This window comes from Nocardia sp. NPDC049526, from assembly GCF_044465765.1.
Lineage (GTDB): Bacteria > Actinomycetota > Actinomycetes > Mycobacteriales > Mycobacteriaceae > Nocardia.
On record NZ_JBITMA010000010.1, the window covers coordinates 183,621 to 206,491 of the forward strand.

A 22,871-nucleotide genomic window follows, 5' to 3' on the forward strand; every position below is an offset into this window, starting at 1 on the left:
ATGGCACCGGCACTGCCCGCCGAACTCGCCCATCTCGGTCCGGTCGCAGGCGTGCTCGAAAGCAACGGGATCACCTCGGCGGCGGTCTATCCGCTCCCGGACGACCTCGTCGATATCCCCGGATGGGCGCGAGAGCACCGCGCGCAAATACGGGCCGCGCTGGCCCGATTCGGTGTGGTGCTGCTGCGCGAGGTGACCGTGGATCTGAACCTCTTCGGGCAGATCGTCACCGCTGTCGGCGGCGATGCGCTCCCCTATCGCGACCGGTCAACGCCGCGCTCGCACGTCGACGGCAATATCTACACTTCCACGGAATACCCTGCGGACCAGCGGATTCCACTACACAACGAGAACTCCTACGCCGATATCTGGCCCGCGACGCTGTTCTTTCTCTGCGCCACACCCGCCGAACAGGGCGGCCAGACGCCGGTCGCCGACAGTCGCGCGGTGTTCGGCCGGATCGACGCCGATATCCGCACGCGGTTCGCTGATGGCATCGTCTACACCCGGACCTACCGTGACGAGCTGGGGCTGGGTTGGCAGGAGGCTTTCCAGACCGATTCACGGTCCGAAGTCGAGGAATATTGCGCCCGGCACGGCCAGCATTGCGAGTGGGACGGCCCGGTATTGCGAACCCGGTTCCACCGGCCTGCCTGGCGTACCGAGGGGTATTCGGGCAGTCCGGTGTGGTTCAATCAAGCCCATTTGTTCCACGTGTCGGCGCTGGACGAGGAGATCCGCGAGGCACTGCTGCTGAGCTATCCCGAAAGTGATCTCCCCCGCAACGCCTATCACGGCGACGGCAGTCCGCTGTCCGCGGCTGATCTCGGGCGCATCGACGAGGTCTACCGGGAATGCGCGCTCACGATCCCATGGCGGCGCGGCGATCTGATGGTGGTCGACAATATGGTGGCAGCGCACGGCCGCATGCCGTATCGCGGTCCGCGCCGCGTGCTGGTGGCGATGACATGAGCGGCGACATCACCCAACAGGGTGCGACTGTCTACGCGGCATCTTTCGGGCAGTGCCGGTTGTGGTACGCACAGCGCCTGGAGCCCGCGAGTCCGATCGCCAACGTGCCCTTGGCGATACGCCTGCGCGGAAACTTCGACACCGCGGCGTGGCAGCGAGCGGTCGATCTGCTGGTGGACCGACACGATGCGCTGCGTACCTGTTTCGCCGATCGCGGCGGGACACCGGAACAGGTGGTCCTCGACTCCTGCCGGGTGCGAGTCGCGGTCGAACAGATACCCGAGTCCGCCGCATCGGAGTTCCTGGACCGGGTCGCGAGCACGCCATTCGATCCGGCGGTCGCGCCGCTGCTGCGCATCGCCGTCGCCCGCTTCGCCGACGAAGACCACCTGCTGGCGATCAGCATGCATCATGCGATCACCGATGGCAGATCGTATGAAGTGCTACTGCAGGAACTTTCCGACAGCTACACGGCGATCCGCGCGGGCGCGATCCCGGATCCACCCGAATTGGCTGTGCAGTACGGCGATTACGCCGAATGGCAGCAGGATGCCGTCGCGGCCGGCCGGTGGGCGGATCAGGCCGAGTTCTGGCGCGCAGAACTGGCAGACGTACCGCTCATACTGGATTTGCCGACCGACCGCCCACGGCCATCGGTGCGATCGTCGGCCGGGGAAGCCATTGCGTTCACGGTGCCCGCGCCGACCGTCGCGGGCATTCGGGAGGCTGCGCGCCGGCTCGGCGGCACCGTGCATATGGCGCTGATGGCCGCGTTCCAGGCACTGCTCGCCGATATCGCTGGTCAGGACCGGTTCGTCGTCGGCACGGCGGTGTCCGGCCGAAGCCCCGCAGCGGTGGAGGACCTGATCGGGTTCTTCGTCAATACCATTCCCGTCATAGCGGATTGCTCCGGCATGCCGAGGTTTCCGGAGCTGTTCGGCCGGGTTCGGGAGCAGTTGCTGCGCGCCTACGCCCATCAGGACCTGCCGTTGGACCACATCGTGGATGCGGTCCGGCCACCGCGGGATCCGGCGCGCACTCCGCTGTTCCAGGCGATCCTCACCTACAGCCCGCATCCGCTTGCCGAACTCCGCCTGCCCGGCATCGAGCTCGAGTACGTCCCGGTGGCGCCCTCCGGCGGCTGCCATTCCGACCTCGATCTCATCGTCTACGACGACGGAAAACAATTGCAGGGCTATCTGATTCGACCTGCCGCCCTCATCGACCACGAACGTGCCGCTGGATGGGTCGCGGGACTGCTGGGGCTGTTGGATGACATCGCGACCGGTTCGGGCCGCGCGCTCTGCACGGACGCCCGCCCAGCGGCGCCGGTCACCCCACGCGCAGCCGCTCCCGTCGAGACGACTGTCGACGGTCCGCGAACCGACCTGCAGCGCTTCGTCGCCGACATCTGGGTGCAAGTGCTCGGCCTGGAGACCGTCGGCGTGCACGAGGACCTGTTCGCCTGCGGCGGCGACTCGCTGCAAGCCATCCGGCTGCTGAGCCGGGTCGAAGCCGGGACCGGACGTAGTATCGCGCTGGCCGATTTCCTGCGCGCGCCCACCGTCGCCGGGCTTTCCGAACTGCTCGCTGCCGCCACGAATCCTGTTGCGGCCGAATCGACTTCGGTGCCACTCGGCCCGTCCGAACGCATCCCCGCGCGCGCATCATTCGGTCAGCACCGCCTCTGGTTCATGCAGCGGCTCGAGCCCGACAGCACCACCTACACCGTGCCGGTGGCGGCCCGAGTGCGGGGTGCTTTGGATCTCGCGGCGCTGCAGCGGGCAGCCGATGTGATTGTAAAAAGGCATGATGTCCTGCGGACTCGCTTCGCCGACACCGCAGGCATCCCGGAACAGATCGTGGCAGCCGACTTCCGGATATCGATCCAGGTCGAAGATATCCCGGAAACCGCCGCAGCGGATTTCGTCGATCGGATAACCGGCACACCGTTCGACCTGAGCGCGCTGCCATTGCTACGCATTGCCGTCGCGAGATTCAGCGCCGACGATCAGCTGATGGTGCTCGCGATGCACCATGCCATAGCCGACGGCTGGTCCATCGACGTCCTGTTCCGCGAATTATCGTTCTGCTACAACGCCTTCCAGGCCGGGACGGTACCCGCGCTGCCCGACATTCCGGTTCACTACGGCGATTACGCGGAATGGCAGCGGGCCATGGTCGAGGCGGGCCACTGGGATGGCCAGTCGTCCTTCTGGCGCGCCGAACTCGCCGACTGGCCGCTGATCCTAGACCTTCCGACCGATCGAGACCGGCCAACCATCCGGACCGCACAGGGCCGATCCCTGCATTTCACGGTGCCCGCGGCCATCACTGCCGGAATACGCGCGGCGGCCCGGCGCTGTGGCGGCACCGTGCACATGGTGCTGATGGCCGCATTCCAGGCAGTGCTCTGCGAACTCAGCGGACAAGACCGATTCGTCGTGGGCACAGCGGTTTCGGGCCGGGGCCCCGCCGCCGTCGACAATGTCGTCGGATTCTTCGTCAACACCATTCCGGTCAAGGCGGATTGTTCCGGTGCACCCGGCCGGTCGGAGCTTTTCAACCGGGTCCGCCGCAACCTGCTGCGCGCGTATGCGAATCAGGATCTTCCGTTGGAGCGCATCGTCGAGGCGGTGCGCCCGCCGCGCGACCTCGGCCGCACGCCGCTCTTCCAGTCCGTCCTGACTTTCGCAACCGACCCATGCGCCGAATTGCGCCTCGGCGCAACGCAAATCGAATCGCAGCCGGTGCTCCAGGACGCCGCGCGCACCGATCTCACGGTGGAGATCCACGACACCACACCGGCTTTGGACGGCGTGGTGGAGTTCAGCACCGATCTGTTCGACCGGGTGACCGTCGCCTCGTTCATCGACCGCCTTCTGGAGGAGCTCGCCCAGTGGAACCGCTGACCGATATGACCAGCGCGGGCATCACCGCATACCTCACCCGGATGTGGTGCGCGATCCTCGATCTCGACGCGGTCGGCCCGGATGACAACTTCTTCGATCTGGGCGGAACGTCGTTCCAACTGCTCATGGTGAAGGACCGCCTCGACACCGAGTTGGGCATCACCACCGAGCTGATCAGCTTCTTCCGTCATCCCACGGTGGCGGAGCTGGCCGACTACCTCTACGGGAGGACACGATGACGGCGGACGATGCAATCGCGGTGGTGGGTATGGCGGGCCGCTTTCCGGGCGCGGCCGACGTACCCGAGTTCTGGCGGAATCTAGTGGCGGGCAAGGAGTCGCTGATCCGCACGGCAAACGGCGCACCGGGATCGAGCGCCTACGGCGTACTGGCCGACATCGATCTGTTCGACGCCGAGTTCTTCAAGTTCGCGCCCGCCGAGGCCGAACTCCTCGATCCGCAGCACCGGCTGTTCCTGGAATGCGCATGGCATGCCCTGGAGCACGGCGGCTGCCCACCGGACCGCTATGGTGCGCAGACCGGTGTCTTCGCCTCCGCCAGTCCGAGTACATATCTGCTCCGGACCCTGCTCACCCGATTCCAGCACGCGAATCCCGCCGAGCAGCACCGCATCCTGCTGGCAACCGACAAGGACTACCTCGCTACCCGCACCTCCTACAAGCTCGACCTGCGCGGCCCCAGCATCGGCGTGCAGACGGCATGCTCGTCGTCGCTGGTCGCGGTGCACCTCGCGGCCCGCGCGCTGGCGGCGGGCGACTGCGGGGTCGCGGTGGTGGGCGGCGCCACCGTATTCCTTCCGCAAGCGACCCTGCAGGAACATGTGGACGGCGCCATCATCGCCGCGGATGGGCATTGCCGCCCGTTCGACGCCGCCGCCACCGGGGCGGTCGGAGGCAATGGGGTGGCCGCGGTGGTGCTGCGCCGCGTCGCCGACGCCGTGCGCGACGGCAATCCGATTCGCGCGGTGATCCTCGGTTCCGCGGTCGAGAACGACGGGCGGCACAAGGTCGGCTACGCCGCGCCCGGCTGGGAAGGCCAGGTGCGGACCGTATCCCGTGCGCTCGCGCGCGCCGGTGTCGCGAGTACCGACATCGGATATGTGGAGGCCCACGGCACCGGCACGCCGATCGGCGATCCGCTGGAGGTTTCAGCGCTGGCCGAGGCATTCGAGCGACACCGCGACGGTACGGCCACCCCCGGCGACTGTTTGCTCGGCTCGGTCAAGTCGAATATCGGACATCTGGACGCCACTGCGGGCGTAACCGGCCTCATCAAGGCGGTGCTCGCGCTGGAGCACGGAATCATCCCGGGCACAGTGCATTTCCGGGAGCCGAATCCGAACTTCGACTGGGATCGGTCCCCGTTCGCGGTCAACGCGGCGGCGGCGCAGTGGCCGCAAACCCGTGCGGACCGGCGCTGCGGCGTAAGCAGTCTCGGTATCGGCGGCACCAACGCCCATGTCGTGCTGGCAGGTTGGGCCGAAACCGCCCGTCGGTCCGCCGGACGTTCGTGTCATGTGGTGACGCTCTCGGCGCACTCCGCTACCGCCCTGACAGCCCGCGCCCGGGACCTGCGCACGCACCTCGAGGCCGCCCCCGACGCCGATCCAGCCGACATCGCGCGCACCACGCAGATCGGCAGCAGTGCACTGCCGCACCGTCGTTTCGTGCTCGCGCGCAATCGTTCCGAACTGGTGGCCGCGCTCGCCGACACACCGGCGGCCGGCGCGGCCGCGGTGTCGAAGGCAAAGGTAGCGTTCGTCTTTCCCGGCCACGGCGGCCAGTACCCGGACGTGGGCACGCGGCTGTGGCCCGATTTCGAAGTTTTCCGTGACGCGCACCGCGAGTGCCTCGACCTGCTGAGCGCCGCTTCCGACCGATCACTGAAAACACTGCTGTCCGAACCGGATCGGGTGGACGACACGCTGGTCGCCCAACCCGCGCTCTTCGCGGTCGAATACGCGCTCGCCCGCACCTGGCTGCACCTCGGAGTGCGGCCGACGAGCATGATCGGCCACAGCCTCGGCGAATATGTCGCGGCGGTGATCGCGGGCGTGATGACCGCCGAGGACGCGGCGCCGCTGGTGGTGGCCCGTGCTGAGCTCATGCAGAAACTCGCGCCGGGAGCCATGCTCGCCGCCGCCATCAGCGAGGAAGACGCCGCTCGGTTTGTTGCCGCGGGAGCGGATGTGGCGGCCGTCAATGCCGCGAAGTCATGTGTGCTTTCGGGGCCCGTCGAGGTCATCGACGCTGTCGCCGCAGACCTGACCGGCGCGGGCATCCCCTTTCGACGCCTTGCGGTGTCGCGAGCTTTCCACAGCCGGATGACCGACACCTGCCTCGATGGCCTGCGCGAACAATTCGCTCGTATCTCCTTGCACCCGCCGAGCATTCCCTTCGTGTCCAATATCTCCGGCACCTGGATCACCGACGAGCAAGCGACGAGTCCGGATTACTGGGTCGAACAAACGCGGCGCACCGTGCGGTTCGCCGATGGGCTGGCCACCGTATTCGCATCGGGTCCGAACGTGATGGTCGAATTGGGTCCCGGCCGCGCGCTGAGCAGGTTGGCACAGCGCGATCCCGCACGGCCGGAAGGCCTTCCAATCCTCGCGGCACTGCCCGCTCCCGGCGACTCGGAATCCGAATCCGAATGTCTGTCACGGGCCTTGGCGGCGGCGTGGACCGCGGGCGCGCCGGTCGACTGGACGGGGCTATGGGAGCACGACACACCGTCGACCAAAGTCGACCTTCCTGCCTATCCGTTCCAGCGCACCCGCCATTGGCCATCCGACGCACCGCCGCGATCCCTCGCCGCACCGGCTACTGTGCCCGCGCAATCAGAGACGGACCCGGAAGCCGGGGATCTGCTCGCGTCAGTTCGCTCCACTTACACAGACGTGATCGGACGTCGGCTCGACGACAACGCGAATTTCTTCGACGCGGGCGGAGATTCGTTGGTGGCAGTGCAGGCGGTATTGGCTCTGCGCACCAAGGTGAGACGGGACCTGTCGTTGCGCGAATTCGTCGACAACCCGAGTATCGAGCAACTGACCGCCCTGCTGGCAGGCCGAGAAACCGCGGCCCCCACCGCCATAACGGCGCCTTCGCCGGACACCACCGTCCTGTCGGTCCAGACCTGCCCGGCGGCGGTTTCCGTATCCGACGGCGCCGCCACCGCGCCCGGCCCGCGGTCGGGCCCTGGGTTCAGCGTGTTCTTCTTCTCCGCCGACTCCGTCGAGGGCGACCGCTACGGGCTGATCCTCGACTGCGCGCAGCGCGCCGACGAACTCGGCTACACCGCTATCTGGACGCCGGAACGCCACTTCCATCAATTCGGCGACCTGTTTCCCAACCCCTCGGTGCTCGCAGCGGGCATCGCGACCCGTACCAGCAGGATCCAGTTGCGTGCGGGCAGTGTCGTTGCGCCACTGCATCATCCGGCACGCATCGCCGAGGAGTGGTCGATCGTGGACAACCTCTCGGGCGGCCGGGTCGGACTCGGATTCGCGCCGGGATTCGTGCCGCTCGACTTCGTCTTCAGCCAGGCCTCCTACCAGCGCAAGCAGCAGGTCATGCTGGACCGTGTCGAAAAGGTGCGCAAGCTGTGGCGCGGCGAATCGATCGATGACGTCAACGGTTTGGGCGAACGGGTACGCCTGCGCACCTTTCCCCGGCCGGTACAGCCCGAACTACCGGTGTGGATTACCGCGGCCACCAATCCGGCGACCTTCGCCGCGGCGGGACGGTCGGGCTACCACGTGCTCACCGCGCTGATCAACCTGGACGTCACCGAACTGGAAGAGCGGATCCTCGCCTATCGGGCCGGACGGGCGGAGGCGGGGCTCGACCCGGCCGCAGGTGTCGTCTCCGTCATGGTGCACGCCTATCTGGGCGCGGGTGACGACGACGAGGTTCGGGCGGTGGTGGAGCAGCCCTTCCGCGAATACCTCTGGGCGAACTCGGAGATCATCAAGACCGCGGCCAAGGCGGTGCTCGGCGATCTGGACCTGGACCGGCTCACCCCCGCCGACCGGGAGACCCTGATGGACTTCGCTTTCGCGCGGTACTGGGGATCGAGCGCGCTGCTCGGCGGCGCGGACACCTTCCGCTCCCGAGCACAGCGATTGGCGGATATGGGTGTCGACGAGATCGCCTGCCTGGTGGACTTCGGCCTGGACCGTGCAACCGTAATCGCCAGCTTGGAACGCATCGCCGAAACGATGGCGCTGCGGGCCGTGCCCCGGGTATGACAACGCGCCCAGCCGCGCACGCATGGCCGGGCCGGGTCAGGCTCTTTCTCGGCGGTCAGGCGGTATCGCTGCTGGGCGACGGGCTCGCGCTATTGGTGGTGCCGCTGTTGGCCCTCGAGCTGAGCAGCAGCCCGGTCGTTTCCGGAATATCGGCGGCCACGGTCACCATCGGGTACCTCTGTGTAGGCGTGCCCGCCGGTGTCCTCGTGGACCGATTCGGTCCGTGGCGGGTGCTCGTCGCCATGGATGCGCTGCGCGCCTGCCTTTTCGCCGCGCTCTACGCGCTGACCGTAACCGATCACCTGACCGTGCCGCTGCTGCTCGCACTAGGTGTGCTGGCGGGCGCGAGTCATGTCTTCTTCGAGACCGCGGTCACGGTGGCGGTGAAGGATCTGTGCGCCGATCACGTTCTGCTGCGGGCCAATTCGGTGCTCGAAGTGAGCAATCAGCTCGCGCTGATACTGGGGCCGGTCACTGTAGGCGCGCTGGCCGCGACAGTGGGTCTGAATGCCGCATTGCTCGTCAACGCCATTACCTTCCTGGTGTCGCTGGCGAGTGTGCTCGCGGTGTCGTCACTGCGGTCCGCGGCGCCGGCGCCGGTCTCGCCGCTGCGCATCCGCTACATCTGGCGGGAATTCCGGGACGGGTTGCGGTATCTGCTGTCGATGCGGGTTCTCGTTGTGCTGACCGCATTGCAAATGGTGGTGAATTTCGGTCTGGCCGTGGAGAAGCTGCTCTTCTTCTACGCCAAGGACACATTGGGGCTGGCCGCCTCGCTGGTGAGTGTGGTGGTGGCCGCCGGCGGTGTGGGCGGGCTCGTCGGCGCGCTGACGGCGCCCTGGCTCGGATCCCGGCTCGGACATGTCGTGGTCTTCACCGGGGGCGTAGTAATCTGCGGAGTCGCCACGGCCGCAATGAGTTCGGCGCGCACCTGGCCGGTGCTGGCGGCGGCGAACGCGGTCTATCTCTGGGCCTTGGTCGCCGCGAGCCTGGTGAATCGCACTCAGCGGCAATTGATGGTGCGCGCCGATATGCTCGGGCGGGTGACCAGCACCGTGAAACTGCTGTTCCTGGCAGTGGATCCGATAGGTGTGGTAGTCGCCGGAACTCTCACGCTCGCACTCGGTGGCGATCCCAGGTTCGTATTTCTCGGCGCGGGGACGCTGGTGGCGGGCGCGGCGATCGTTGCCTGGTATTCCGGGCTGCGGGCCTATCGTCGCGCCGCGACGAGCACTCTGCGGTAGTCGCGCAACGTGGGCGTCATGGTCCGTGCCTCCGAGACCAATACACGCGCGGCCGCGGTGCCCAGCTCCGCGACCAACGCCGGTTCGGCATCGATGATCCGGTCGTACACTGCGGTCTGCCGCTCATACCAGCCCGCGGGTTCCCGACAGCTGAGCACTTCCCAGCCCGCCGCCGTCAGCAGCGTGGCATAGGACAGATAGCTCGGCTCCCACGTGGACAAGACCCAGCGCGCCCCCGGTTCGAGCAGCCGCGCGACTTCCCGCATCGCTGCGGCTTTGTCGAGCACCATCCACAGCGAATCGATGCTCACGGCGCCTTGGAAGGAGCCCGTCGGCAGCCCGGTGTCCAGGAAATCCCCGACGACGAATGTCGCCGCCCCGCCCGGATACAGCTTCGGAGCCCGCTGCTGTGCCGCGGCAACGGCTTCCGGGAGCAGATCCACGCCTACCAGGTCGACCCCGGCGTTCCGGGCGATCCACAGGCCCGGCCCGCCGCGCCCGCACCCTACATCGACGATGCGATCACCTGGTCCCACGTCCAGCCAGCGCCGCAACGAACCCAGCTCGCCGGCGGAACTGAAGCCGAGCGGTTCCAGGCCGTCCGGGAGGTCCGCGCCGTAGCACTGCTGCCAGATCGCGGTGAGCGTAGGGCTCCAGTCCCCCGCGGCGTACACCGGCCGGTACCGGGCCTCGTCCGCCAGCGGCGCCTGCTCGGGCGCACGGTCGGGCTCGGCGGATTCCCTTGTCACAGTGCCGCTTTGGTCAACGGCGCCTCGAGATCAGCCACCGTACGAACCGGCGTGGTACACGCCTGCGGCAGCGGCTCGTAGTCGTCGGTGGAGTAGCTGCCCGAACCGTGCACCACTACCTCCGCACCCTCGGGCACCAGACCGCGGTCGACGGCATTCAGCACGCCGGTCAGAGCCATCACCAGCGACCATTCCCGCAGCGCGGCGGAGTCGGCGGGCAGCGCGATGTCCACCACGGCCAGCCGGACGCGTAGCTCGTCGTAGCGGGCCAGGCATTCCCGCCGCGACACCACGATGCCGTCGCCACCGTGGCGTTCGATGATCGCGTTCATCGTCGGCGACGTGGCCGGTCGGCGCGTGTAGAAGGTGCTGTCCAAATCCTCGGTGGGACTGTCGGTGATCGCCGGGAAGTGCGGATCATCGTGTTGGACAAACGCTTCGGTGGATTCGTCGCGAACGTAGCGCGGCGCGATCTCGGCACCGGACTTCGCCCGAAGCAGGCTCGTCACCATGTCGGGTGTGGCCAAGTGCTGCACGAGCAGGAATTGCGGATGCTGCGGGTCGGCCTCGGGGTGACGCACCCGCCTGCCGAGGTGGTAGCCGAGCAGCCCGAACGCGCTCGATACGGCATGCGCGTGCAGTCGCCCTGCCGGCGGCGGCGCACCCGCCGCATCCGCCTCGAAGAAGGCCCGCGCGGTATCGGCGACGATGTAATTGGCCAAGTCCATCGTGTACCAGAGTCGGACTCCCCGGTCCCGCTCGAAGGAGTCCGCGGCCGTGCGCACGAACTCCGCGGCCAACGCCTTGACCCCGTCCGACTGTTCACCGTCGTAGAGCAGAATCGGGTTGCGCTGCAACAACTCCGAGTCCTGCGACAGCTCGGAAGCCCACAACTTGGGCAGCGACCCCGCGGGCACGACAACAGCAATGCTCAGCTGCGCGGCCGACACCAGACCGAGCCGAATCGCCCGCAGCACCGCATCGCGCAATGCGGTGCCCTTGTTCGCCGATGTCGGTGTCACGATCATTATCCGCTCACCGGTCCGCTGGATATGTGCCACCGCCCTGGCCACGATGAGCACCGAGGCGAATGTCTTCGTGGTCCGGGTGGACGCGGTGCAGCGCAAGTCGAGCAGCCGCAGTTCCCGGCCCGCGTGCGAACCGAGCCCGATCATCCGCATCCGAGCACTCCCCAGCAACTGGGCCAGCGACTCGGTCAGCTCGGGAAGCTCCGGATCCATGGGCAGACCCGGCGTATTCGGCGTTCCGTTCTCCGACCGGTAGAGACGGGCAGCCGTGCGCAGTTCCGCGTAGTAGCGGACCAGCACACTGTCGCCGTCGACATCCACCGGAAGTGCGGTCCGTGCATTCACCATCGGTTCTCCAATACGGGCGCAACGCTGAAATTCGGTCTCGGAGAAGGATATCGACGCGAAATCGCCACCACACGGCACGAGTTCCCTGCAGTGGAAACACAAAAGGCATTGCGCCGCAATCCAGTTGGTCACTGGGCGGGCAATGCCGCCGCCGCGGCCGCGCGCACCGCGCGCGGCAGCCCATGAGCTTCGGCCGCCGCCAGAGCCCGTTCGGTCGGCCCACCGGGCGACGCGACCGAACGACGCAGAGCGAACGTGTCGTACTCGAACTCCGCCAACAGGGCAGCCGTGCCGCGCAGCGTCTCGGTGGCCAGCGACCTCGCCAGCTCCGCCGGTAATCCAGCGCGGACGGCGGCATCCGCCTGCGCCTGCGCGAACATCGCGACAAGTGCGGGACCCACACCGGCCAGCGGAATCAACGCTCCCACTTGATGTTCCGGGATTCGGACAACCGTGCCCACTCTGCCGAACAGTTCCGCCACCGCTGACTCCACTTGCGCGTCCACGCCCTGGCCGCTCGGCAACGACACAATTCCCGCACGTACCCGGACCGGGAGATTGACCGTCACCCGCACCGCCGTCGACCGGTAGTAGACCGCCTTCAGCTGTGCGGACGACACGCCGGATAATACCGAGACCACCACGGCCCGCGTCCCATCGAGTTCCCGGGCCACCGCGGCCAGCTGTCCGGGCTTGTGACACAACACGATCACGTCCGCACGGGCGCCGAGTTCGGCATTGGTCGCCACGGCGACGCCGCCGGTATCGGCGGCCAGCTCGACCGCACGTCCCGAGCCGCTGTCGGTGCACAGGATCGGTGTCGCCCACCCGGTTGCCAAGGCGCGCGCCATATTTCCCGCGCCGACGATGCCGATCGTCGCGAAGGTCCGGGTATCGCCGGTCGAGGCGTTCTGGAAGTCGGTCATCACACTTTCCGGCCTTCGACCAATTCGGTCAGCACCTCCAGTACGCGTGCGGCGATACGATCGGTCGCCCCCGTATCGTGGCCGCGCAGATAGACCCCGCCGGTCAGACCGCCCGCCTGTTCGGTCACCTCCAATAAACGCATGGTGTGTTCGCCGAGGATCGGCAGTTCGATCGGCATCGCCTCGATGCCGTCGAGCTGCAGCGGTTCCGCGGCAGCCGGGTGCACGAGGACGCGATTGGTCAGCATCGACGAGGACAAACCCAGCTCTCCGCACAGGAACTCGACCGGGAAATCGGCGGCGTCGCGCAGATGGTCGGTCGCCGGCAGCAGCTGCCGCAGCGAATGCCCGCCGACATCGACCACCGCAGGCTCTGATCCCGCGAATGGTCCGATCACCGGCTCCCACTCGGGTGCCGGGCGACGTAATACCGTGGTACACAACGCAATTCGGTTCACGCCCGGTTGCTCGGCCGCGATCGCGACCGCGAAGGCGGTACGCAATACCGCGGGCAGGTCCAGACCGAGTGACCGCGCCTCGGCCCGCAGCGGGCGAACGACGGCCGCGGGCAGCGACAGCCGTGCCGAGGACAGCGCACCCCCCGATTGCGCGAGACGATCGTCCTCGTCCAGGAGAGACCGCCAGTACCGCAACGCTTTTCCGGCATCCGCCAATGAGTCCTGAGCGAGGGCGTACTCCGGGTAACCGGCCACGGGTTCGACTGTGCTTCGAACCCCCGAGTACAGCTCACCGAGCTCACGTACCAGGACATCGAGCGAAGGCTCATCGGCGACCAGACGGTGACAACGCACCAGCAACGTGCACGCCCACTCCGCTCGCGACGGGTGTTCGTACAGGGTCACATCGATGATCTGCCCCCGCGTGACATCCATGACGGCGGCACACGCCAGCGCGAGCTCCGCGGCCATCTCGTCGGCAGCCGCCGTCGCGGTCTTGACCACCGCGCTCGCCCGGTGCCGCACGATCTGGCCCGGCGGCCGGCCCGGCGGTGCGTCGAATACACAGCGCAGCACCGCATGTCGGCGCATCACGGCGGCCACCGCACCGGCAAGCCGCTCGAGGTCCGGCCGAGCATTCAGCCGGAATGCGCGTGCCACAACCGGTGGCGGCGCTTCGGGCGACGCCAGATTCCACAGCCCCCGCTGCAGCACGGACAGCGGATACCGGGTCGCGGTCCGGCGTACCAACTCATCCGTCGGCCGTGCGGCGGCCATCGCTCCCGGCAGATTCGCGGCGAGCAGCGCGACGGTGGGATTGCCCAGAATGCGCTCGGTGGTGAAGTCACGGCCCAACTCGGTGGCAAGGCGGTTCGCGATCCGCGCCGCCAGCAGCGAATGCCCGCCGAGATCGAAGAAGTTGTCGTCGCGACCGATATCCGCCACATCGAGCACCTGCGACCACACCTCGGCAATGGCGCGTTGCACCGCGGTGCTCGGAGCGACTTCGTCCTCGGCGCCCGACCGGCGTCCACCGAACTCGGGCTCGGGCAAGGCGGAACGGTCCACCTTGCCGGTAGCCCCCAAAGGCAGCCGGTCCAGGAACACGTACGTTGCCGGAATCATGTGCGCCGGAAGCAGCCCGGCCAGATGTGCCCGCACCGCACCGCCGTCGAGAACCCCTCCCGCAGTGCCCTTTTCGCCCACGACATAGCCGACCAAGACGATCCCGTGCACCGGGCGGCGATGACCGACGACGACCGCAGCACGAACAGCGGGATGCCGGGTCAGCGCCAACTCGATCTCCGCGGGTTCGACACGGTGCCCCCGCAGGTTGATCTGGCGATCACGGCGACCGAGGTACTCCAGCGTGCCGTCCGGGAGCAGGCGTCCCAGATCGCCCGTGCGATAGAGCCTTGCACTGGATGCCGAACCGAACGGATCGGCGACGAACCGCACCGCCGTGCGGCCGACCGCGCCGAGATACCCCCTGCTCACTCCTGTTCCGCCGATGTAGATTTCGCCCACTTCGCCCCGACCGACCGGATCCAGCGCGCTGTCGAGCAGGTGCACCGATACCCCCGGCAGCGGCGTCCCGATCACATCGGCGGTACCGGCCGTCGCGGTATCGCTCGGGTGCTGGGTGGCGATGAGCGTCGTCTCGGTGAGCCCGAAATGATTGACCAAGCGGCCGAATCGGGCCAGAGCCGCCGGGTAGGCGCGCAGCGGCAGGAAACTTTCACCGCTGACCAACGTGGTGTCCAGCCGAGGCGGTTCGGCGGCGAACATCGGCGAGGTAACCAAGCCGGTGAGCAAGGCAGGTGTGGCACTCAACAGGTGGGTGACACCATGCGCCCGCACCGCGGCCAGCAGTTGCTCCGGGTTGCGGCGCACAGACTTCGAGGTCACCACCACCCTGGCTCCCGCGGCGAGCGGCATCAGCGCATCCCGGAGCCAGGGATCGAAGGTGAACGCCGCCACCTGAAGTACCACGTGGTGCTGCTCGAGCAAGACGTACGACGCAAGCGCGGTGTGGTAGGCGGCAAGACTCTGATGCTCTACGGCAACGCCTTTCGGCTCCCCCGTGGACCCGGAGGTGAACATCACGTACGCCAGATTCCGTGGATGGATCGGTCCTTCGAACAGTGCGTCGCCAGAGACGGACGGTTCCGGTTCCGACGCGTCGACGATCACCGCCGGGACCCCGGCGAGCTCGGACAGTCGTTCCTGCTGCTCGGAATCGGTAAGTACAAGCCGCACAACGGATCCGGCCATCCAGCGGCGCAGCGTTTCATCGGGAAAGTCCGCGTCCAGCGGCAGATACGCGCCCCCGACGGCCCACACCGCCAGCACCGACACGATCGCCGCCGCGGGCTGGCGGACACAGATCGCCGTAACTTGCTCGTGTCCAACTCCGGTGTGCCGCAACCGATTAGCAACGGCATCGATTCGATGGCCGAGTTCTCGATATGTCAGCGCGCGACCGTCGTCGACAAGAGCCACGGTGTCGGCGAAGTTCTCGATCCCGCGCCGGATCCGGTGGTACAGACTGTCCATCCTCCGAGCGTCGTCCATGACCGCGGCGCCGCTATTCCCTTGGTTGGCAAGATGCGCGAAATCGCTGTAGCAATAACATCATTGGACTCGACCCAGCGCGGAGGGCAGGCGGATCACATGCACCATGAAGATGTGTACGGCGACGATTCCTCCGACACCGCGATCCACCGTCGAGTGCTGCAATGGTCCACTCGCACACCGGATTCGGTGGCGCTGGAATTCGGCGATCGCCGCTACGACTACGCCGAACTCGCCACCGCCGCACGCCGGATCGCGGCTGGCCTGCGCCGTCAGGGTGTCGGGCCCGATGTCCCGGTCGGCGTACATCTTCCGCGTAGCGAAAGACTCGTCATGGCGCACCTAGCCGTCCTGGCCGCGGGCGGCGCCTACCTGACCCTGGATCCCGCGCAACCCGACAGGGCACTCGCCGATCAGATCGCGATCGCCGCGGTGCCCGTGGTGATCACCGATGCCGCCATCCGCGACCGGCTGCCCGGCACCGTCCGAACCGTGCAGTTCGACGAGCTCATCGACCATCCGGACGAGCCGCTGTCCGACTCCGTCGGACCGGATCACTTCGCGTGCATCATGTTCACCTCCGGCTCCACCGGAAAACCCAAGGCGGTCGCGATTCCGCACCGGGCGGTGGCCAATCTGGTAACCGCCCAGAACTACATGACGGTGGGACCGCATCAGTGCTACCTGCTGCACACCGCACCCACTTTCGATCCCTCGATATTCGAGACCTGGGGCGCCTTGCTCAACGGTGGCAGACTCGCGATCGCACCGCCCGGACCGCCTTCGGTGGGCGAAATGGCCCGCCTGGTCCGTGATCACAGCGCGACCGCGACGTTCCTCACGCCCACCATGTTCCGGCTGATCCTGGAAGAACAGCCGCATGCGCTGCGTCCACTGCGCGATCTGCTGCTCGGCGGCGAGGCCATCTTCCCCGCCCACCTCGAGCTGGCCGCGCGCCACCTGCCCGACACCTCGATAATCGTGGGCTACGGCCCTACCGAATCGACCGTGCTCGTCACCGCGCACGTCCAGACGAGTGCCGATCCACTGCCTTCGGTCGTGGTCATCGGTCACGACATCAGCGGCGTGCGCACCTACATCCTCGACGAGGACCTGAACCCGGTACCCGAGGGCGAACCCGGCGAATTGTGCATCGCCGGAGCGGGACTGGCCTGCGGCTACCTCGGCGCCCCCGAACTCACCGCGGAGCGGTTCGCCCCGGACCCGCACGCGCCCCGGCCCGGCGACCGGCTCTACCGAACCGGCGACCGCGTGCGCACGATCGGCTATGGCGGGATGGAGTTCCTGGGTCGCCTCGACAACCAACTCAAAATCCGGGGTCGCCGAATCGAACCCGGCGAAGTCGAACAGGCGCTGCTGAACCACCCCGACGTCGTCACCACCTACGTGAGCGCGGAACACAACGACCGACGCGGCAAATACCTTGCCGCGTACGTGACGCTGCGCGCCGAGTCCGCCGCCAACGACTCGGACCTGCGCGAGCACATGGCTGCCACGGTCCCCGACCACCTTCGGCCCGACGTCTATGTGCTGCGCGCCGAGGCATCGGTCACCGCCCACGGCAAACTCGATCGACGCCGCCTGCTCGACGGCGTCGCGCCGCCGAAGTCACCGGGCTCCGACCCGACCCTGCGCACAATCGTGGTCAACGAGGACGATCAATACGCGATCTGGCCCGCCCACCGTCGCGTGCCCACCGGCTGGACAGCAGTCGGCATCCCCGGGACCATCGAGGAGTGCCGTGCACTTGTCCGCACGCTCTGGTCCGATATCCGCCCTGCCCGCCGACGGCACGCCGTTCAGTCGCCATAGCACCAGCCGAGTTCTGCGCGAACTCGAGCGCATCGTGTGCCAAGCGAGCACATCGAGTAATACTGCCGGCCAACCTTACTCGGATCGTTCGGCACGTTCCTGCCAGTGATCGAACACTTGTCCTCCACACCATCGCCCACCGCTCACAGCAACAACAGGCGGATCCGGGGAGATCGAACTCATCACTGTCGCGCTCGTTCTATAGCCGCTTTCCTGGACTGGTACTGCGACGGCGGCGACATCGACGCCAGAATGCTGTTGCCGTCAACCTATCTCGGACACGTCGCACCGCCGACCTGGCCCGGCGCCCCGCCACAGCTTCCCACGTTCCACGAATTCATTGCGCCATCCGCAATCAGCAGCGCACGGCTCGAGCGCGAACCTGCCGCGATAGTCATCGGCGCTGTTCCCCTAGGCTTGACGCTGGCGTTGATCAACGCCGTGTTCTCACACCCGACACCAGAAACATGTGTTGACCGGGCTAAGACCCGACACGCCGGCCTGATTCCAAGCTCACTCGTTGGCGGTCGGTACACATCACCGGTCCGTTCGACGAGGTGGTGTGACGACTGCTCGGGTTGGTGGGATCCGGTCCGGTATGGCGGTCATCCTGGTTTACTTGATCTTGGAGATTCGCCCTGGACGACGACTACGAGATCAGCGCAGCGTGTACCGGCGGTGGGAAGCTCGGTGACGGTGCGCTCACACAGTGAGGGCAAGACCATGGCTGAGTTGACCGATCGCACGTACCAGATCATCTTCCGCGATTCCGGCGACGCGATGGCGCTCAGCGCCAATCGAGTCAATGTGAGCTTGCAACCGTCTAAAGACAACGACGCCCGGCAGCAGTGGACTGTGCAGAAAGAGGGACGTGACAAGTTCCTCGTCATCAGTAAAGAAACAGGCGCCCAGCTCGCAGCCCCTGCAATATACGAAGGGTCTGTTCCCCTCTGCCAGGATCGTCCCGACGGCGACAACTTTCTGTGGAGGATCGACGGCGACGCTGATCAGGGAACAGACATCACCGTATTCAACAAAGACATCATGAATATCCTCATCTGGCAGGCTGGTGGGCAGATCCTGGTCGGCCCTTGGGAGGATCCATTTCTCGGGTTCTGGCGCTTCCAGCCTGTATAGGCACCACCAGCAGGCCACGGCCAGAGATACACATCATCCGGAAACGGTTGAATATGCGACCTCAGCAGTCCGGCACCCCGCAAGCCCGGTGCGGTTCGATGGCTGCAATGAATTGAATCGAGTGACCGCTGCCGCGCCACTTCTCTACCGGTCCGCCAGGACTGATTCGACAAGCCGAACCCTCTCCATGAAAGGGAAAACAATGGTCACGCCCCCCAAGCCCGGCATGCTGTCATCGCGAGAATTCCAAGCCACTATCGACGCCATGCATGCACATCGTAGAGCCCGAGCGGAAGCCATCGCGGCCGGTCACGATGCGCCGCCCGAGTACGAGCTACCCGATCACCTCGCACGAGCCCAGCTCTACCAAATCCCACCCCCAGTTCAGGACCTTTTCTGGACATATGCGCAACAGCCCACCTCAAATCAGATTGAGGACAATTATCCATGCGTCGAGTCGGCTGCAGAAAAGCGCGTATCGGGTCAAATAAGCCAGGCGGATTTCGCGAATATTCTCAAGCAGCAGATATCGGACAATAACTCGAGTGTGAGCGATCTGAACGACGACCTGGAGGCGAGATCGAAAGCGCTCGGTCAAGAAAGCGCGGACTACATGGCCGCCATCTTGCCACTGTTATCTAAATTCTCCGGATACACGACCTCCATGTGGCATAATTTGAATGCATACTTGTCCGGCCTAGAGTCCGAGCAAGATGCAAACGCTCTGCTGGGTTCCTCAGCGATTTTATACGATTACCAGATCAAATTTAACAACTGGTTTACACAGCTGATGGAGTCTCAATCCTGATCGGCGGGGTCGCCAAGATAAAGACGCATTCCAACCAGGCTCCCTCATCGCCGGACCCGCCGCCGCAGCACTCCGCAACAACGAGCGACCCCGAACCACGATCGACTGGCTGCAAAGCACTACTACAGGACCGCACTCGAACTCGGCCACTGCCTGCGCCTGCCCGAGGAAGGCCCTGCGAATGCGACCTCTTCCTCACCTGCTCCAAATTTCTGACCACCACCGAATACGCGCCCCGACTGAACGATCGACTCTGCCTGGAACACAGGCTCGCCGAGGACGCCACCAGCCGTGGATGGCTCCGAGAAGCCTCGAGTCGACCTGGCAGGCACCGGTTCCGGCGGGTCAGAAGATCCCGGCGATGTACGGCGCGCCGCCGCGTGTCCAGCCGGTCAGCAGCCCCTGCAGTTTTTCCTCGGCATACGGGTGGCCGGCCGCGGCGGCGGCGCGAAAGAACTCCGCCGCCTCGTCTCGGTCCCGTACCTCGAGGACCACCGCCAAGTTGTACATGGAGGTGACATCGCCCGCCGCGGCCCCACGGCGCCACCACGTTTCGTACTCCGCGACCCGCTCGCACCGGAAGTACAACGAGCCGAGGTTGGCCATCGCCGCACCGGAACCAGCGCCGACGGCCACCAGCAACCACCGCTCGGCCTCCTCGTCCCGTCCCAGCTCCGACAGCAGGTTGCCGAGGTTGCTCATCGCCTTCGTATCCCCCGCCTCGGCGGCCTGCGCATAGAATTCGACTGCCTCCTCTCTATCCCCTCGCTCGACCAGCTGCAATGCCAGATTGAATGCCGCGTCAGCATTCCCACCCCCCGCCGCAGCCCGATACCAGCGTTCCGATTCAGCGAGCTGCCGCTGTTCGGATTTCAGAAACCCGAGGTTGTGCATCGCTTTCGCATCCCCAGCCGCGGCCGCCTGCACCCACCACGTCTCGGCGGTGGACTCATCGTCGCGTTCGACAGCCCGCATGCCCAACGTCCGCATCGCACCGACATGCCCGGCCGACGCCGCCACCCTATATTCCGGCTCCGCCTCCGCCGCACGGTCCGCACGCGTCAACGCCTCAGCACGCTCGAACGCCGCCGCCCCACCATCACCATTCATACCGAACCTTCCCTGCGCTCACCCCCGACCGTATCGCGCTGCGCCAGTACGTATTCGCACCCCTGGCAAGCACCGCCGCACGCGACTCGGGCGCTACCTGACGTCCGGGCAGCAACCTACCCGCCGGTAGTCACCGAACGCGGGCACCGAGACCGCCGTCAGGCTCGGCTGCTCGACGGGCATGACTCAGCTCCGGCCCCTCGATCACGTTCGCGGATGTCCAGCCGCCGTGCACCGCTGCCCGAGTGGACGATTGGGCGCGCCACCTGACCGATGTGCGATCGGCACCCTGGATTGCGGTTATCCGAGATGCAGGGCCACCTATGCGCGACTTCCCACCCGTTGACACACTGAGCCGTGAAACAAGAAAAGGGATGATACAAAGAATGGCCCTGAACTGCGTAAATGAGTGGGCCTGACGCTCCACAACCTGAACACCCTGACGGCCGATGGACCAGAGATTCGGATCAGGCCGGTAGGCATTCGGCAGATTAAGCCATGGCGTGAACTGCTGAAAGTCACCGAGTTGTCGGCGATCGGCGCTGCGCTAGTACATCGGAGACCACCGCGCACCCCAAGCGTCGGCTAGGGTCGGTCGCTCGGTATGCGGCTATGAGCGGATGTCCAGTGGGCGTCCTTCCTTGCCCGATTTCCCGCAGTGAGAACTCGCTGATCTTGTTGCCGAGCCTTGACTCAGGCCGACACAGCGAGCTTGCGAGCTGGACCGGGACCCAGGATCTGCAAACGTCGTGGGTGACCAGCAGCGAATCGCCTGCAACGATCGAAGTTTCAATCCGTGGCGATACCTGGGACCCCGGAGTCCCGAAGCTGTCGGCGTGCCGGGTGCGGCGAACGTGCGGTAGCACTGTCAGCTCGACGATGCTGGTTTCTCGCCTGGGAAAAGGATCGGGCTGATCAAGTACGGTCTGCGACCCGGCCCGGGCTGGTTCGCCGCGAGGGGTGCGACGAGGTCGCGGAAGCCGGTGAGCATGGTGTCGAGCTCCTCGGGGCTGAGCCAGAGCGTGGCTTGGCGGTAGCCGACCGCGTCGGCGCTGGGGTCGGCGTCGGCTTGATCGAGGTAGGCGTTGAACTCGGCGATCAGGACGGCCATGGCGGCCGCAAACCCTTGGCGGTGATCGTTCGGGGTCATCGCGCTGCTCGCCTCGGGGGAGACGGTCGGGCGGTCGGGTCGCAATCGGTAGGAACGTTCCACTGCGCCGCGCACGCGTCGCTCGTCACCGATCTCGAGCATTCCGCCCTCCGCGAGCAGGCCGAGCTGCCGGTAGACGCTGGTCCGGGACACATCGGGCATGCGGTCGCACAACTCTCCTGCGGTGCGTAATCGGCCGCCGGACAGTGCGTGGATGATGCGCAATCGCACCGGGTGGAGCAGCAATTCGGTCGGGTCCATATCGTAACTATCCCACATATGGTACCGTTCCCAAAGTTGGTATTGAACGGAAGGGTGACCGTGATGCGGGATGTTCCTGGGCGTCGAATGATGGTGAACGGCACCGAGATCTACTTCGAAGAGTCCGGGACCGGGGACACCTGGGTGGTGTTCGAATCCGGTGGGGGCGCCGGGCGGACGCTCTGGGATCGGGTGGTGCCGTTACTGGGGGAAATCGCGCATACCGTCGTCTACGACAGGGCCGGTCGCGGCCGCAGTGGCAGCGCCGCCGAACCGCAGACCATCGACGACATGGCGGCCACCCTGGTGGCGTTGGTCCAGGCGCTCACGCCAGGGCGGGTGATCCTGGTGGGCCACAGCATGGGTGGGCTCATCGTCCGTCGCGCCGCCGAAACGCTGTCGCCAACCGGGCTCGTCCTCATCGACCCGACACCGGAAGCCGCTCCGAATTACGACAATTGGGCGCCGACCGCCAAGAAGACCGACCGCATCCTCGCCGTGCAGCAGGCACTGAGCCACTTTCCACCGCTCATGCGGATGCTGACCCGCTCCTATGGGCGCAAGTTCCCCGCCGACAGCTACGCGACCATGCTGGCCGAGGACTTTACCCCCGCTGGGCTCGCCACAACCCGGCATGAAATAGCGGCCGTCGCGGGGGCGATCGACGAATTCCGCCGCTGCCCACCAGAACCGCCGAAATCCGGCATCATCGTCATCTCGGCAATACATGCCGCCCGCTACCAGGCTCGCAATCTCGACCTCATGCGCGAATACCAGAACAGATACGCCGAACAGGTCGGCGGACAATACGAGGATGCCGTCTCCGAGCACATCATCCCCGCCGAGCGACCCGAGCAAGTCGCTGCCGCGGTTCGCCGACTGGTGAACGCTTAGCATCGCGGGAGCAGTTATGGAGCAATCCGGCAAAGCCGAGGACCCGCGACAGCAATCACCCGAGTTCGAGAGCGAAACGCCCCTTCCGACCTACATGGCTGGTCCCTACGCACCGGTTGATGACGAGATCGATTCGATCGAATTGGAAGTGGCCGGTGCGTTCAGGCCGTAATCCGGGTCCCGGCTGTTCTGTG

Annotated in this window: 16 protein-coding genes; 10 read left to right on the forward strand and 6 right to left on the reverse strand. The window is 66.3% G+C overall.

What is annotated here, in order from left to right; all coding sequences use genetic code 11:
• Genes ACIBW7_RS29830 through ACIBW7_RS29850 form a run of 5 tightly spaced genes read left to right on the forward strand, consistent with a single transcriptional unit; the run spans window position 1 to window position 9,401 of the window.
• A complete protein-coding gene (locus tag ACIBW7_RS29830) occupies window positions 1–972 on the forward strand; it encodes a TauD/TfdA family dioxygenase (protein WP_397052027.1) in 972 nt (323 codons plus the stop codon).
• Window positions 969–3,884 (forward strand): condensation domain-containing protein, encoded by a 2,916-nt coding sequence (locus tag ACIBW7_RS29835; RefSeq protein ID WP_397052029.1) that lies wholly within the window; start codon window positions 969–971, stop codon window positions 3,882–3,884. The genes ACIBW7_RS29830 and ACIBW7_RS29835 overlap by 4 nt, the downstream gene beginning before the upstream one ends.
• On the forward strand, window positions 3,872–4,123 hold the full coding sequence (locus ACIBW7_RS29840; RefSeq protein ID WP_397052031.1) for an acyl carrier protein: 252 nt from the start codon (window positions 3,872–3,874) through the stop codon (window positions 4,121–4,123). Before ACIBW7_RS29835 ends, ACIBW7_RS29840 begins: the two co-directional genes overlap by 13 nt.
• Complete coding sequence (locus ACIBW7_RS29845; RefSeq protein WP_397052033.1) at window positions 4,120–8,157, forward strand: type I polyketide synthase; 4,038 nt, start codon at window positions 4,120–4,122, stop codon at window positions 8,155–8,157. Before ACIBW7_RS29840 ends, ACIBW7_RS29845 begins: the two co-directional genes overlap by 4 nt.
• The gene (locus tag ACIBW7_RS29850; protein ID WP_397052035.1) at window positions 8,154–9,401 is read left to right on the forward strand and encodes an MFS transporter; all 1,248 of its coding nucleotides are present in this window, start codon (window positions 8,154–8,156) and stop codon (window positions 9,399–9,401) included. Before ACIBW7_RS29845 ends, ACIBW7_RS29850 begins: the two co-directional genes overlap by 4 nt.
• Here ACIBW7_RS29850 and ACIBW7_RS29855 read toward each other — a convergent pair.
• The 4 genes from ACIBW7_RS29855 to ACIBW7_RS29870 all read right to left on the reverse strand — a co-directional run bounded on the left by ACIBW7_RS29855 (window position 9,368) and on the right by ACIBW7_RS29870 (window position 15,466).
• Window positions 9,368–10,150 (reverse strand): class I SAM-dependent methyltransferase, encoded by a 783-nt coding sequence (locus ACIBW7_RS29855; protein ID WP_397052037.1) that lies wholly within the window; start codon window positions 10,148–10,150, stop codon window positions 9,368–9,370. The genes ACIBW7_RS29850 and ACIBW7_RS29855 overlap by 34 nt on opposite strands.
• Entirely contained in the window at window positions 10,147–11,526 is a 1,380-nt protein-coding gene (locus ACIBW7_RS29860; RefSeq protein WP_397052039.1) for a DUF6002 family protein, read from the reverse strand. Before ACIBW7_RS29860 ends, ACIBW7_RS29855 begins: the two co-directional genes overlap by 4 nt.
• A gap of 128 nt (window positions 11,527–11,654) precedes the next feature.
• Entirely contained in the window at window positions 11,655–12,452 is a 798-nt protein-coding gene (locus tag ACIBW7_RS29865) for a pyrroline-5-carboxylate reductase family protein (RefSeq protein ID WP_397052041.1), read from the reverse strand.
• Window positions 12,452–15,466: an amino acid adenylation domain-containing protein gene (locus tag ACIBW7_RS29870; RefSeq protein ID WP_397052043.1), complete on the reverse strand. Its 3,015-nt coding sequence runs from the start codon at window positions 15,464–15,466 to the stop codon at window positions 12,452–12,454. Before ACIBW7_RS29870 ends, ACIBW7_RS29865 begins: the two co-directional genes overlap by 1 nt.
• 117 nt (window positions 15,467–15,583) lie before the next feature.
• On the opposite strand from ACIBW7_RS29870, the gene ACIBW7_RS29875 reads away from it, so the two are divergent.
• The 3 genes from ACIBW7_RS29875 (at window position 15,584) to ACIBW7_RS29885 (ending at window position 19,262) form a co-directional block, all read left to right on the forward strand.
• Window positions 15,584–17,317, forward strand: coding sequence for an amino acid adenylation domain-containing protein (locus ACIBW7_RS29875; protein WP_397052045.1), 1,734 nt, complete (start codon window positions 15,584–15,586; stop codon window positions 17,315–17,317).
• Window positions 17,318–18,040: 723 nt separating this feature from the next.
• Window positions 18,041–18,454, forward strand: a complete 414-nt coding sequence (locus tag ACIBW7_RS29880; protein ID WP_397052047.1) for an RICIN domain-containing protein — start codon at window positions 18,041–18,043, stop codon at window positions 18,452–18,454.
• A 202-nt stretch (window positions 18,455–18,656) separates the two neighbouring features.
• A complete protein-coding gene (locus tag ACIBW7_RS29885; protein ID WP_397052048.1) occupies window positions 18,657–19,262 on the forward strand; it encodes a hypothetical protein in 606 nt (201 codons plus the stop codon).
• Window positions 19,263–19,607: 345 nt separating this feature from the next.
• Here ACIBW7_RS29885 and ACIBW7_RS29890 read toward each other — a convergent pair whose 3' ends face one another.
• Together ACIBW7_RS29890 and ACIBW7_RS29895 are read right to left on the reverse strand one after the other, a co-directional pair.
• Window positions 19,608–20,372 carry a tetratricopeptide repeat protein gene (locus tag ACIBW7_RS29890; protein WP_397052050.1) on the reverse strand — a complete coding sequence of 255 codons (765 nt, stop codon included), beginning with the start codon at window positions 20,370–20,372 and terminating at the stop codon, window positions 19,608–19,610.
• A gap of 868 nt (window positions 20,373–21,240) precedes the next feature.
• Window positions 21,241–21,783 carry a helix-turn-helix domain-containing protein gene (locus ACIBW7_RS29895; protein WP_397052052.1) on the reverse strand — a complete coding sequence of 181 codons (543 nt, stop codon included), beginning with the start codon at window positions 21,781–21,783 and terminating at the stop codon, window positions 21,241–21,243.
• A 63-nt stretch (window positions 21,784–21,846) separates the two neighbouring features.
• Here ACIBW7_RS29895 and ACIBW7_RS29900 point away from each other — a divergent pair, with 63 nt between their 5' ends.
• Window positions 21,847–22,677, forward strand: a complete 831-nt coding sequence (locus ACIBW7_RS29900; RefSeq protein WP_397052054.1) for an alpha/beta fold hydrolase — start codon at window positions 21,847–21,849, stop codon at window positions 22,675–22,677.
• A 16-nt stretch (window positions 22,678–22,693) separates the two neighbouring features.
• Entirely contained in the window at window positions 22,694–22,849 is a 156-nt protein-coding gene (locus tag ACIBW7_RS29905) for a hypothetical protein (RefSeq protein ID WP_397052056.1), read from the forward strand.
• Window positions 22,850–22,871 lie beyond the last annotated feature (22 nt).